Source organism: Flavobacterium sp. J27 (assembly GCF_004303025.1).
In the GTDB taxonomy this organism is placed as follows: domain Bacteria; phylum Bacteroidota; class Bacteroidia; order Flavobacteriales; family Flavobacteriaceae; genus Flavobacterium.
In genome coordinates this window covers 156,851-169,482 of sequence record NZ_PJQW01000002.1, presented here as the reverse complement: position 1 = coordinate 169,482, position 12,632 = coordinate 156,851, and the positions used below count along the sequence as shown (strand labels likewise).

Sequence of the window (12,632 nt, the reverse complement as noted above, 5' to 3'; positions counted from 1 at the left end):
TTCTTAAGGCAAAAGTTTTTCGGAAAAGGTAGTTCAAGGAAATGTTTTGGTTATGAGTGGCTTCTCAATAAAAAGATATTACAACTTTACTCCTCTTTTTTACAAAAAAACAATCCTAAAGCATATAATACTTATAATATGAATTTTATGTATTATTTTTATAGTAATTTCAGAAAATAAAACCTATTTTAAATTAGCTTATGCTTAAAAAACTATATTTATTTTTTCTATTTATCATAATCAAAAATGCTTATTCACAACAAGATTCGCAGTATACACAATACATGTATAATCCTCTTGTTGTTAATCCAGCCTATGCAGGAAGTAGAGATTTATTAAGTATTTTTTTATTGCATAGAGAACAGTGGGTAGGTTTAGATGGTGCTCCCGTTACCAATAACGTTTCAATTCATACACCCATTGGAGTTACAAATTGGGGTGTAGGACTGACTTTTGTGAATGACAGAATAGGTCCTACTGAAGAAAATACAATTTCAGCTGATATTACATACTTTATTCCTGTTTCTCAACAATTTAAGCTGTCCTTAGGTGTACAAGCAACTGCCAACTTATTTAGCTTGAACACTAATAAACTAAATATTTATCATCAAAACGACCCCGAATTCCAAAATTTTAAAAACGAATTCTCTCCAAATATTGGTGCAGGAATATATTTGTATTCTAATAATACCTATTTTGGCTTTTCTGTTCCCAATATCTCGGAAACCAATGCTTATAATGATAATTCGGTAGCCATTTTTAAAGAGAAATTACATTATTATTTTATGGCTGGACATGTCTTTTCACTACATGAAAATCTCGATTTTAAACCCGCTTTTTTATCCAAAGTTGTAGAAGGTGCACCTTTACAATTAGATCTAACAGCTAATTTTTTAATAAATAGTAAACTAACCTTAGGTATGGCATATCGATGGGATTCTGCCATTAGTGGACTAGCTGGATTTCAGATTTCAAAATCTTGGTTTATAGGTTATGGTTATGATGCTGAAACCACCCATTTAAGTAATTATAATTCGGGCTCTCATGAAATCTTTCTAAGATATGAAATTAGTACCACTAATCGAATTACTTCTCCTCGATTTTTTTAATTTAAGAATATGAAAGAAATAAGTATTATTATCTGTTATTTTATTTGCTTTTTGGGATATTCTCAAAAGACTAATCTTGCCATTGCAGATAAAAAATATGAAAAATACGCATATATAGATGCGATAAAAATTTATGAAAAAGTAGCTGAAAAAGGATATGAATCGCCCGAATTATTTCAAAAATTAGGCAACGCCTACTATTTTAATAGTGAATTTGAACCTGCCGCTAAATGGTATAAAAAGCTTTTCTCTTTACAAGCAGAACAACAAGCAGCATATTATTATCGTTACTATCAATCTTTAAAGTCACTTGAAAAATATGATGAAGCGAATAAATATCTCGCATTATACAACCTAAAAACAAACAATTCCTCTTTTAATAATAATTCAAATTTTGAAGAAATTCTAGAAAAGAAAAGTAACTATATTGTTCAAACAACCACAATTAATACGGCTTACTATGATTTTAATCCTTCCTATTATAAAGATCAAATTGTTTTTACATCTTCCAGACCAGATTTAGTCTTAGTAAAAAAAACACACAATTGGACAAATCAAAATTTTACCGATTTTTATGTTGCTAGAGTAACAAATGATAGTATATTATCTGAACCAGAAAATTTCTCCTCTACAATCAATTCAAAATTTAATGAAGCATCAGCCATTTTTACAAAAGACGGAAAAACAATGTATTTTACTCGAAATAATTTCTTAGAAGGTAAAAAAGGACGAGATAAAGGAATAGACAAAAACAGAACCACATTATTAAAAGTCTACAAAGCTAGTTTTATCAATGCAGAATGGACAAACATCAAAGAGCTTCCTTTTAATAGTGACACTTTTAGTACTGCACATCCAGCTTTAAGCGAAGATGAAAAAACACTATACTTTGTATCAGACAGACCAGGAACATTAGGAGGAGCCGACATTTTTAAAGTCGCAATAAAAGGAAATAATCAATATGGGAAACCAGAAAATTTAGGCCCAGTAATTAATACTTCTGGGAGAGAAACGTTTCCTTTTATTGGACCAGAAGGGAATTTATATTTTGCATCTGATGGTCATCTAGGTTTAGGAGGATTAGATATTTTTGAAGCAAAAAAAGAAAAGGATATCTTTTTAACTCCTGTTAATATGGGAAAACCAATAAATAGCTCTAAAGACGATTTTAGTTTGATTACCAAAGACAAACAAACTGGTTATCTTACTTCTAACAGAGAAGGGGGTTTAGGGTTTGACGATATTTATTTTTTTAAAATTTGTACCCAAACGATTTCTGGAATAGTAACAGATAGTAAGACCAATGAAATACTTACCGAAACCTCACTGTATATTTTAGACGAACATGGTAATCAAATTGATACACTTATTGTAAATAAAGAAGGTAAATATGAAATAGAACTAGATTGTAATACAAAATATTTTATCCGTACTTATAATGAAGATTTTGAAACATTAGAAACACCTATAAACCCTATTACTGCTAATACAACTTTAAATCTTCAGTTAAACCGTAACATCTTTCCTTTTGAAATAGGCACAGATTTAGCAAAAGTATTTGATATCAGCATTATTTATTTTGATTTAGACAAATGGAATATTAGACCAGATGCTGCCAGAGATATTCAAAAAGTAATAGAAGTTATGAAAGAGTATCCTAAAATGCACGTGGCCATTCAATCGCATACTGATAGTAGAGAAACGCATCGATATAATGAATTACTTTCTGACAGAAGAGCAAAATCTACCCTACAATTTATGGTTGCAAATGGTATTGAAATAGAAAGACTTACGGCTACTGGTTATGGAGAAACACGTTTAGTAAATGAATGCGCAGATGGTGTGTATTGTAGTGAAGAAGACCATCAAAAAAACAGAAGAAGTGAATTTATTGTTACAAAAATAGAATAAAAAAAAGGCATTACGTTGGCGGTAGTAATGCCTTTTTAACAAACAAATAAACAAACATGAAAAATTTATATATGTATATAAATATTTTTTCTTATATATAAAATTTATACGATTTAGGGCAAAAAGGTATAAACTCAAAATTTCTTTTTTTGCTGTAAATATCTGTTACTTCATATTTACAAGACAAAGATACAACTAAATCGATTAAATACAAATAAAATCGATAAAAAACACTAAATTTTAACATTTTTAACAGATTTTAATGCTTACGGGGATAATCTATCAATATTCCAGTAGTATTTTTCTGACAATTTGTATCGAATTCTATCGTGCAATCTATTGGGACGACCTTGCCAAAATTCTACTTCAACAGGTTTAACTATAAATCCACCCCAAAAATCTGGTCGAGGAACTTCTTTATTTTCAAATGTAGCTTCTAAATCTTTTAATTTATTTTCCAAATAATTACGATCAGGTATGATTTCACTTTGATTGGAAACTAAAGCACCTAATTGACTCCCGAGTGGTCTTGATGCAAAATAATTATCCGAAATAACAGCATTTGTTTTTTCAGCAATTCCTTTAATAATTACCTGACGTTCCATAGAATGCCAAAAAAAAGATAAGCATACATTTGGATTTTCTATAATTGCTTTCCCTTTTTCCGAATTATAATTCGTATAAAAGATAAAACCCTTTTCATTAAATCTTTTTAATAGTACAACTCTACTTTTTGGAAAGCCATCTAGCCCAATAGTAGCTACAGTCATGGCATTTACTTCATCTACACCTCCGAAGTCTTCTACTTCATGAAACCACCTATTAAAAAGATTTATGGGATCTTCTGGTAAATTGATCTCTAAAAGCTCCCTTTTTTCGTAAGACTTTCTATAATTACTTAAATCTGACATAATTCAATTATCTATACCTACAAAGGTATTAATATGCTAGGAAATTGTACTAATAACAAGTATTAAAAAAGATATAATTTAGGCATATGAAGGTAAAAAACCATCTTTAGGGATAATAGTATATTTTTTGATAAATTATATACATAAATGAGAACGTATAGCAAAACATACGTTATAAAAACACTATCCCATTCATTATTAAAATTATTTTTTCTTTTTGGTAAAAAATTGAAATAAAAATCTAATAATTTTTGTGAAATATGTTTCAGAGTTCGATTTCTTTTCCATCATCTCCTAGTATTACATTATCAAAAATGGTTTCTGCTTCTTCTTTAAACAAGTTTATGTTTCCGTATCGTGTAGAATAATGTCCCATTATTAATGTTTTCACATTCGCTTTTTTAGCAATTTGAGCCGCTTGCTTTGCTGTTGTATGCATTGTTTTTTCTGCTAAATGTGCTTCACTTTCTAAAAAAGTCGACTCATGATAAAGTGTATCTACATCTTTAATAATAGGCAAAATACTTTCGTTATAAACTGTATCACTACAAAAAGCATAACTTTTTTCGGGTTCTGGATTGAAAGTTAGTAATTTATTTTCAATAATAGTTCCATTATCCAGAATAATATCGCCTCCTGATTTTATTTTTTGGAAATAGCACGTATCAATATTGTAGTTATTAACCGCTTCAATATTTATTTTACGTTGGGTGTTTTTCTCTTTAAAAAGATAACCATTGGTATAAATTCTATGTTTCAACGGAATGGTTTGTACTATTACTTTTTCATCTTCAAAAACAATTTCACTTTCATTAGAATCTAATTCATGAAAATATAAATTATAGCCTGTATAAGAACCAGAAGCTTTTAATTGCATTAAGATTAACTCTTTAATTCCTTTTGGTCCATAAACGTGTAAATCATTTACTCTATTGAGCAACATAAACGTTGAAATTAAGCCTACTAATCCATAAAAATGATCGCCATGCAAATGGGATATGAAAATATGATTAATTCTAGAAAATTTAATTTTATGTTTTCTTAATTGTACCTGAGTTCCTTCTCCACAATCTATTAAAAACATTTGGTTTTTTATTTCTAAAACCTGAGAAGTTGGGTTGGTAATAGTTCTGGGTGTGGCTGCATAACAACCAAGTATGGTTAGTTTCAAATTAGTTATTTAATTTTTAGGAATTCAATTTCTTGGTGTTTTTTAAAGACATAAACATGCTCACAATTAATAACACATTCGCAATTATAGCTAAGTATTTAATTTCTCCTTCAGATATAGAGAGATAAATATTGATTACAAGTAAAACTAAAGCGGCAATAGCTACTCCAATTCTTACTTTATTGATTCCAGTATTTTTTTTATAAAAGTCCATCTTTAAAAGCCTAAGTCGCGCTCAATTTCTTCCATTTCAATAATATCGTGTGCTTCTAAAAGTGATGGCACTACAGTTAACTGATCTGGAACTTTATTAAATTCGACGCTATCTGTAACAATAACAAAAGATTTCTTTGATTTTTGATGTTTTTTAGCCAAATCTTTAAAATGAATAATATCTTGAATACTTACTTTTTTATCTTGCGATACATCTAAAATGAGGTTTTGATCTTTATAAGATGCGTATTGATTAGATACATTTTCAATAAATGCTTTAACATCTCCTTTTGTTTCTTTAAGAATTGTAGTGTGTCCTTTTTTATCTACTTTCATAGTATAATTGCTAATTTAAAAATGCAATAAAAATTGAGTTAACTAAAATAATTTATTTTTTAGATACTACAAAATAATACCATATTATTGTTTTATTTTACTAGCAAGTAAGTAAATTACCGCCATTCTAATCGCTACACCATTCTCCACTTGATTTAAAATTACCGATTGTTGTGAGTCGGCAACGTCTGAAGTAATTTCTACTCCTCTATTAATTGGCCCAGGGTGCATAATAACTACTTCCTTATCCAATGAATCTAAAAAATCTTTGGTTAAACCATATTGTTGCGCATATTCTCTTGTTGATGGAAAATAATTTACATCTAAACGCTCATTTTGTACACGAAGCATGTTCGCCACATCTGCCCATTCTAGAGCTTTTCTTAAATTAGATTCTACTGTTACACCTAAACTTTCAATATATTTCGGTAGTAATGTTTTTGGACCGCATACTTTTACTTCTGCTCCTTGCATTTGCAGAGCGAAAATATTTGATAAAGCCACTCGAGAATGCAAAATATCACCTACAATTACAATTTTCTTTCCAGCTACTTCTCCTAATTTTTCTCTGATAGAAAAACTATCTAGTAAAGCTTGTGTTGGGTGTTCATGAGCACCGTCACCAGCATTAACTATACTCGCATTTACATTTTGAGATAAAAAATGTGCTGCACCTGGGCTACTATGTCTCATAACTACCATGTCAACTTTCATTGATAAGATATTATTTACCGTATCGATTAGCGTTTCTCCTTTTTTAACAGATGATTGAGCAGCGGAAAAGCTAATTACATCTGCTGACAGTCTTTTTTGGGCTAATTCAAATGATAATTTAGTTCGAGTACTGTTTTCAAAAAAGATATTTGCAATGGTAATATCTCGTAAAGATGGTACTTTTTTGATGGGACGATTGATAACTTCTTTAAAGTGATCGGCGGTTTCAAAAATTAAATCAATATCATTCTTATTAATGTGCTTAATTCCAATTAAATGATTTACTGATAATTCTTTCATTTATGTTGTTGTGTTGTCGTTGTTTTTAATTTTTTTGTTCCATTAAGACTAAATCTTCTCCATCATTTTCTTTCCATTTCACTACTACTTTTTCATGGTTAATGGCATCTACCTGTCTTCCTCTATAATCTGGTTGAATAGGCAAATGACGACTAAATCTTCTGTCTATTAGAGTTAGTAATTCAATTTCTGAAGGTCTTCCAAAAGATTGTATTGCTGTTAATGCTGCCCGAATACTTCTACCAGTATACAATACATCATCTATAAAGACGACTTTTTTATCTTCAACTATAACGTTTATTTCAGTTTTATTCGCTTCCAATGGTTTTTCACTTCTTCTAAAATCATCTCTAAAAAAAGTAATATCTAAAAAACCTAATTGTACTTCTTTTATATGGTATTCTTCTCGTAATACAGTAGCTAAACGTTGTGCAAGATATTTTCCTCTAGGCTGAATTCCAATGAGAATTGTATTGGAAAAATCAAAATGATTTTCTATAAGTTGGCAAGCCAAACGGTGCAGTATGATGTTAATCTCTTTTGCAGTTAGCAATATTTTTTGACTCATTATAGTGTTTTGTTTGGTGTGCAAATTTACAATAAAATTCTCAAATATAATTTGGTAAAAAAAACTTTTAAATTTGTAAAAAAAATCGTAATTTTAGAAAGCAATGTAACTCAGTAAATTATGTATAGAATTATTTATCTCAGTTCTGCTACAACCAAATTTACAAAAGAAGATATAAATCAATTATTAGAAAAATCAAGAGACAACAATCAAAAAAATGAAATTACGGGTTTGCTTTTATATTCAGACGGGAATATTTTGCAAATTATTGAAGGGAAACAAAAGGCTCTAAAAAAACTGTATAGTAAAATTATAATGGATCCCAGGCACAAACACATTATTAAAGTGTTTGAAGGGAAAGTGACCAATCGAATATATCCGAATTGGAAAATGGCGTTTAATGGTGTGCAAAAAGAAACCATTGAAACTAAAGAAATTGTAACGTATCAAGATGATTTCTCTACCATTACAAATAAAGATGATTTAATTGCCACAACATTCATTGAAACCTTTTTAAAATCGAACAAAGACAAAATAATTGTGAAATAAAAAAATCCCGATTTCTCGGGATTTTCTATTTATGAATACATAGCTTTTCTTTGTTCTTTAATTTTTGGATCTTCCAAATATTCATCGAAAGTCATGTATCTATCAATAACTCCTTTTGGTGTAATTTCTAGAACTCTATTGGCAACAGTTTGGGCAAACTCGTGGTCATGCGTCGTAAATAAAACGGAACCTTTAAAATTCTTTAATGAATTATTAAAAGCTGTAATAGATTCTAAGTCTAAGTGATTAGTAGGTTCGTCTAACATTAAAACATTGGCTCTTAACATCATCATTCTAGACAACATACAACGCACTTTTTCTCCTCCTGATAAAACGTTACATTTTTTTAAGGCTTCTTCGCCAGAAAAAATCATCTTTCCAAGGAAACCACGTACATAAACTTCATCTCTTTCTTCCTCAGTTTTTGCCCATTGACGTAACCAGTCTACTAAATTTAAATCGGATTTAAAAAAATCGTGATTTTCAGCTGGTAAATAAGACTGTGTGGTAGTAATTCCCCAATCAAAAGTACCAGAGTCTGCTTTTTGATTTCCATTTAATATTTCGTAAAAAGCAGTAGTTGCGCGTGAATCTTTCGAAAAAACAACAACTTTGTCCCCTTTAGCCATGTTTAAATCAACATTACTAAATAAAACTTCACCATCAATAGAAGCACTTAAATTTTGAACATTTAAAATTTGATCACCAGCTTCTCTTTCTGTTTCAAAAATAATAGCTGGATATCTTCTACTAGATGGTTTTATTTCGTCTAAATTTAATTTTTCAATCATTTTTTTACGCGAAGTAGCTTGTTTAGACTTGGCTACGTTTGCACTAAAACGTCTAATAAACTCTTCTAATTCAGCTTTTTTCTCTTCCGCTTTCTTATTTTGTTGTGCTTTTTGTTTCGCTGCTAACTGACTCGATTCGTACCAAAATGTATAATTACCCGAATAGTGATTAATTTTACCAAAGTCGATATCAGAAACATGTGTACAAACGGCATCTAAAAAGTGACGGTCGTGAGAAACAACTAATACCGTATTTTCATAATTTGCTAAGAAATTTTCTAACCAACCAATGGTTTCAAAATCAAGGTCGTTAGTAGGCTCATCCATAATTAACACATCAGGATTTCCGAAAAGTGCTTGAGCTAATAACACACGAACCTTAAGTTTTCCTTCTAATTCACTCATTAAAGTATAATGATAATCCGATGAAATACCTAAGTTTGACAACATAGCTCCCGCGTCAGAATCAGCATTCCAACCGTTCATTTCGTCAAATTGTAATTGCAACTCTCCTATTCTATCTGCATTTTCATCTGTATAATCTAAGTATAGTGCATCCATTTCTGTTTTAATTGCATGCAATACTTTATTTCCCATTAATACTGTTTCCAAAACTGTATGCTCATCAAACATATTGTGATTTTGGTTTAAAACCGACATACGTTTTCCTGGTTCAAGTATTACTCTTCCTGATGTAGGGTCAATTTCGCCAGATAAAATTTTTAAAAAAGTAGATTTACCAGCACCATTTGCACCAATGATTCCATAGCAATTTCCTTGCGTGAAAGTAACATTCACTTCATCAAACAAGACACGTTTTCCAAATTGAACTGATAAGTTAGAAACTGTTAACATTATGATTGTTTTTATAAAATTGTTGCAAAAGTAGAAAAAAATATGCAGTTTTGGAATGCTATTACATCTATAAGTCGTATTATGTTTATTTTAACGCATCATTAACAGCACTTTTAACATGTAAAATTTAATTTTGTTACCTAATAATTAGTAAATTAATAAATGATTCAAAAAAATATTAAATACTTTTTACCCTTATCTATTTTAGCTTTAACCACATTATTTTCTTGTAAAAAACAATTTCAACCAGACAATTATGTGGCCTATTTTGGTGGCGAGATAATTAACCCTCAAGATAAATATGTTTTATTTATGAAGGATGAAACCATCTTAGACACCATATACTTAGATAAAAACAATCGTTTTTTACATAAATTTGATTCATTAGCACCTGGTTTATACACTTTTAAACATACTCCAGAATTTCAATATGTTTATTTTGATAAAAACGATAGCTTAATGATTCGTTTGAATTCATTAGATTTTGACAATTCATTATCTTTCTGTGGAAGAGGTGATGAAAAAAATAACTTTCTAATTGATTTATATCTTAAAAATGAAAATGATCGTTCCAATTTGTATGAAATATTAGATAAAGATTTAAACACCTATTCAAAAGCTATTGATTCTAGCTATGAAAATAGAAAAGAATATTATTTGAAACGTAAATCTGAAATTAATTGGACGCCTAGTTTTGATGCAGTAGCTCAAGCAGGTGTAGACATGCATTATTTTTATAAAAAAGAATTGTATCCCTATGCACATGAATATAAAACAGGTGAAAATATCTGCCCAAAATTACCCAAAGACTATTATTCTTATCGAAAATCTTTAAACTTAAATAATCCAGAATTAGGAAGTTTTTCTCCTTTTATAAAATATGTTTCTGCTCTTTTAAATAATGTTACTTACGAAAAAGGGAAATGCAAACTAGAAACAAAATCACTTGAGAAAAACATTCAAAAATTAAATATTGCTGATACTTTATTAAAAGACCAAAATGTAAAAAATATTGTTTTAAATAATATAGCATACATGTATCTTTTAGAAGATCAAAACATGTATAACAACAAAAAGTTTATTGATCGCTATATTGAGTTATCTTCCGATGAAGAAAAACATCATGAAGTAACCCAAATTTATAATGCTGTTCAAAACTTGAAAGTAGGTAATGTTTTACCTAAAGTAGATTTAATTGATACTAATTCTAAAGAAGTTTCAATTACAGATTACCTTAATAATAAAGAAACTGTTATATTCTTTTGGACTACACATGCTGAATCACATATAAAGTCTGTTCATGAAAAAGTATTAGCATTGAAAACAAAATACCCTAACATTAATTTTATTGCCATTAACGTTAATGATTCCAAAGAAAATTGGTTATCTACTTTTAACAAATATAATTTTAAAGATATTATTGAATTAAAAGCAACTAATTTTGAAGAGATTAAGAAAACTTGGGTAATTACTAAAATTCAAAGAACCATCATTTTAAATCCAGATGGGACTATTAAAAATGCCTTTGTCAATCTTTTCGACGCTCATTTTGATAAAAATCTTTAACAAAAAATATAAAAAAAGAGCTCTTTTTCAATAGCTCTTTTTTTATTATAATATTATTTCATTATTATTTATTTCCTTTTTCAAAATCAGCAATAAACTGAGCTAAACCAATATCTGTCAATGGGTGTTTCAATAATCCTAATATAGAAGATAAAGGTCCTGTCATTACATCTGCTCCAATTTTAGCACAATTAACTACATGCATTGTATGACGTACAGAAGCGGCTAAAATTTGTGTTTCAAAACCATAGTTATCATAAATTAAACGAATTTCTTCAATTAAATTCAAGCCATCAGTAGAAACATCATCCAATCTTCCTAAGAAAGGAGAACAATAAGTAGCGCCTGCTTTAGCTGCTAATAAAGCTTGTCCAGCAGAAAAAATTAGAGTTACATTGGTTTTTATTCCTTTATCAGAAAAATATTTACACGCTTTAATTCCTTCTTTAGTCATAGGCAATTTCACCACAATTTGCTCATGTAAATCCGCTAGCTCCTCACCTTCTTTAATCATACCATCATAATCTACAGCGTTTACTTCAGCACTTACATCGCCATCAACTACATTACAAATATCAACATAATGTTTTAAGATATTGTTTTTTCCTGTAATTCCCTCTTTCGCCATTAATGATGGATTTGTTGTTACTCCATCTAAAATTCCTAACGCTTGTGCTTCTTTAATTTGGTCTAAATTAGCCGTGTCAATAAAAAATTTCATACTTTTTTGTTTTATATAATATGTGTGTTGTTTAAAAATGCAAAATTACGATTTATTTATTCAGATTTAGAAATAAAATATTACAACTTATAATGATTCATTAATAAACGCTCATAAACTGTATCTGGTAAAACTCTTTTAAGTACAATGGAAAACTTTTGCATAAAAGCACCTACTTTATAGTGAATTTTCGGTTTTTTAGATGTAATAATTTTTAGGACAACAGCTGCCATTTCTTTAGGATCACTTCCAGAATCTACATGTCTATTCATCATATCTAATGTCATACCATATGTTTTTTCATAAGCAGAACCTTTAACAACAGGTGCATGATATCTTCCTGCAGCAATATTGGTTGCAAAATCACCTGGAGCCACATTAGTAATTCGAATACCAAATGATTGTACTTCCATATTCATTGCTTCAGTAATTAATTCTAAAGCTCCTTTAGAAGCCGAGTATACGCCTCTAAAAGGCAATCCCATATAACCAGCAATAGAGGTGATATTGATAATTAATCCACTTTTTTGAGTTCTCATTTGTGGTAAAACAGTCTTCATTACTTCTATAGGACCAAATAAGTTAGTTTCAAAATTATTTTTTATTTCTGTTGCAGGAATTTCTTCCAATGGTCCTGTAATTCCTACACCTGCATTATTAATGAGTACATCTATCCTGTTTTCTTTAGCAATTAATGCAGCTACAGCAGTTTGGATACTTTCTACGTTTCTTACATCTAAAGCTAATAACGGTATCCTCGAATTAGAAACGGTTTCAGGATTTCTACTTGTTCCATATACTACAAATCCTTTATCTAATAAATATTCTCCAATAGCCTTACCAATTCCTGATGATGCTCCTGTAATAAAAATAACTTTGCTCATTTTTTATATTTAAAACGCGAAATTAAAACTTTT

General features: G+C 29.4%; 13 protein-coding genes. 4 read left to right on the top strand and 9 right to left on the bottom strand.

The genetic code is table 11. The annotated features are described in order from the left end of the window. The first annotated feature begins 200 nt into the window (after window positions 1–200). A complete protein-coding gene (locus CX675_RS02780) occupies window positions 201–1,109 on the top strand; it encodes a type IX secretion system membrane protein PorP/SprF (protein ID WP_130733696.1) in 909 nt (302 codons plus the stop codon). 9 nt (window positions 1,110–1,118) lie between these two features. Continuing rightward, complete coding sequence (locus tag CX675_RS02775; RefSeq protein WP_130733695.1) at window positions 1,119–3,020, top strand: OmpA family protein; 1,902 nt, start codon at window positions 1,119–1,121, stop codon at window positions 3,018–3,020. A gap of 266 nt (window positions 3,021–3,286) precedes the next feature. Here CX675_RS02775 and pdxH read toward each other — a convergent pair whose 3' ends face one another. The 6 genes from pdxH to pyrR form a co-directional block, all read right to left on the bottom strand. Continuing rightward, the gene (gene pdxH / locus CX675_RS02770) at window positions 3,287–3,931 is read right to left on the bottom strand and encodes a pyridoxamine 5'-phosphate oxidase (RefSeq protein ID WP_130733694.1); all 645 of its coding nucleotides are present in this window, start codon (window positions 3,929–3,931) and stop codon (window positions 3,287–3,289) included. A 265-nt stretch (window positions 3,932–4,196) separates the two neighbouring features. Next, a complete protein-coding gene (locus CX675_RS02765; RefSeq protein WP_130733693.1) occupies window positions 4,197–5,102 on the bottom strand; it encodes a ribonuclease Z in 906 nt (301 codons plus the stop codon). A 16-nt stretch (window positions 5,103–5,118) separates the two neighbouring features. Then, complete coding sequence (locus CX675_RS02760; protein ID WP_130733692.1) at window positions 5,119–5,316, bottom strand: hypothetical protein; 198 nt, start codon at window positions 5,314–5,316, stop codon at window positions 5,119–5,121. A gap of 2 nt (window positions 5,317–5,318) precedes the next feature. Next, window positions 5,319–5,651: a ribonuclease Z gene (locus tag CX675_RS02755; protein ID WP_130733691.1), complete on the bottom strand. Its 333-nt coding sequence runs from the start codon at window positions 5,649–5,651 to the stop codon at window positions 5,319–5,321. Window positions 5,652–5,735: 84 nt separating this feature from the next. Continuing rightward, a complete protein-coding gene (locus CX675_RS02750; protein WP_130733690.1) occupies window positions 5,736–6,665 on the bottom strand; it encodes an aspartate carbamoyltransferase catalytic subunit in 930 nt (309 codons plus the stop codon). Between the two features lie 25 nt (window positions 6,666–6,690). Next, window positions 6,691–7,233, bottom strand: coding sequence for a bifunctional pyr operon transcriptional regulator/uracil phosphoribosyltransferase PyrR (pyrR, locus tag CX675_RS02745; protein ID WP_130733689.1), 543 nt, complete (start codon window positions 7,231–7,233; stop codon window positions 6,691–6,693). 120 nt (window positions 7,234–7,353) lie between these two features. Between pyrR and CX675_RS02740 the strand changes: the two genes are divergently transcribed. After that, window positions 7,354–7,782: a BLUF domain-containing protein gene (locus CX675_RS02740; RefSeq protein ID WP_130733688.1), complete on the top strand. Its 429-nt coding sequence runs from the start codon at window positions 7,354–7,356 to the stop codon at window positions 7,780–7,782. Window positions 7,783–7,811: 29 nt separating this feature from the next. Here CX675_RS02740 and CX675_RS02735 read toward each other — a convergent pair whose 3' ends face one another. Then, window positions 7,812–9,428: an ABC-F family ATP-binding cassette domain-containing protein gene (locus CX675_RS02735; protein ID WP_130733687.1), complete on the bottom strand. Its 1,617-nt coding sequence runs from the start codon at window positions 9,426–9,428 to the stop codon at window positions 7,812–7,814. Window positions 9,429–9,590: 162 nt separating this feature from the next. On the opposite strand from CX675_RS02735, the gene CX675_RS02730 reads away from it, so the two are divergent. Then, the gene (locus CX675_RS02730) at window positions 9,591–10,994 is read left to right on the top strand and encodes a thioredoxin-like domain-containing protein (RefSeq protein ID WP_130733686.1); all 1,404 of its coding nucleotides are present in this window, start codon (window positions 9,591–9,593) and stop codon (window positions 10,992–10,994) included. Window positions 10,995–11,058: 64 nt separating this feature from the next. Here the strand turns inward: CX675_RS02730 and fsa are convergent, their stop codons facing one another. Beyond that, complete coding sequence (gene fsa, locus CX675_RS02725; protein WP_130733685.1) at window positions 11,059–11,715, bottom strand: fructose-6-phosphate aldolase; 657 nt, start codon at window positions 11,713–11,715, stop codon at window positions 11,059–11,061. An 80-nt stretch (window positions 11,716–11,795) separates the two neighbouring features. Then, window positions 11,796–12,599: an SDR family oxidoreductase gene (locus CX675_RS02720; RefSeq protein ID WP_130733684.1), complete on the bottom strand. Its 804-nt coding sequence runs from the start codon at window positions 12,597–12,599 to the stop codon at window positions 11,796–11,798. Window positions 12,600–12,632 lie beyond the last annotated feature (33 nt).

What these genes read in the sequence shown, in the direction of transcription:
- CX675_RS02780 (WP_130733696.1), top strand. Translation starts at nt 201, where the DNA reads ATGCTTAAAAAACTATATTTATTTTTTCTATTTATCATAATCAAAAAT.
- CX675_RS02775 (WP_130733695.1), top strand. Translation starts at nt 1,119, where the DNA reads ATGAAAGAAATAAGTATTATTATCTGTTATTTTATTTGCTTTTTGGGA.
- pdxH (WP_130733694.1), bottom strand. Translation starts at nt 3,931, where the DNA reads ATGTCAGATTTAAGTAATTATAGAAAGTCTTACGAAAAAAGGGAGCTT.
- CX675_RS02760 (WP_130733692.1), bottom strand. Translation starts at nt 5,316, where the DNA reads ATGGACTTTTATAAAAAAAATACTGGAATCAATAAAGTAAGAATTGGA.
- CX675_RS02755 (WP_130733691.1), bottom strand. Translation starts at nt 5,651, where the DNA reads ATGAAAGTAGATAAAAAAGGACACACTACAATTCTTAAAGAAACAAAA.
- CX675_RS02750 (WP_130733690.1), bottom strand. Translation starts at nt 6,665, where the DNA reads ATGAAAGAATTATCAGTAAATCATTTAATTGGAATTAAGCACATTAAT.
- pyrR (WP_130733689.1), bottom strand. Translation starts at nt 7,233, where the DNA reads ATGAGTCAAAAAATATTGCTAACTGCAAAAGAGATTAACATCATACTG.
- CX675_RS02740 (WP_130733688.1), top strand. Translation starts at nt 7,354, where the DNA reads ATGTATAGAATTATTTATCTCAGTTCTGCTACAACCAAATTTACAAAA.
- CX675_RS02735 (WP_130733687.1), bottom strand. Translation starts at nt 9,428, where the DNA reads ATGTTAACAGTTTCTAACTTATCAGTTCAATTTGGAAAACGTGTCTTG.
- CX675_RS02730 (WP_130733686.1), top strand. Translation starts at nt 9,591, where the DNA reads ATGATTCAAAAAAATATTAAATACTTTTTACCCTTATCTATTTTAGCT.
- fsa (WP_130733685.1), bottom strand. Translation starts at nt 11,715, where the DNA reads ATGAAATTTTTTATTGACACGGCTAATTTAGACCAAATTAAAGAAGCA.
- CX675_RS02720 (WP_130733684.1), bottom strand. Translation starts at nt 12,599, where the DNA reads ATGAGCAAAGTTATTTTTATTACAGGAGCATCATCAGGAATTGGTAAG.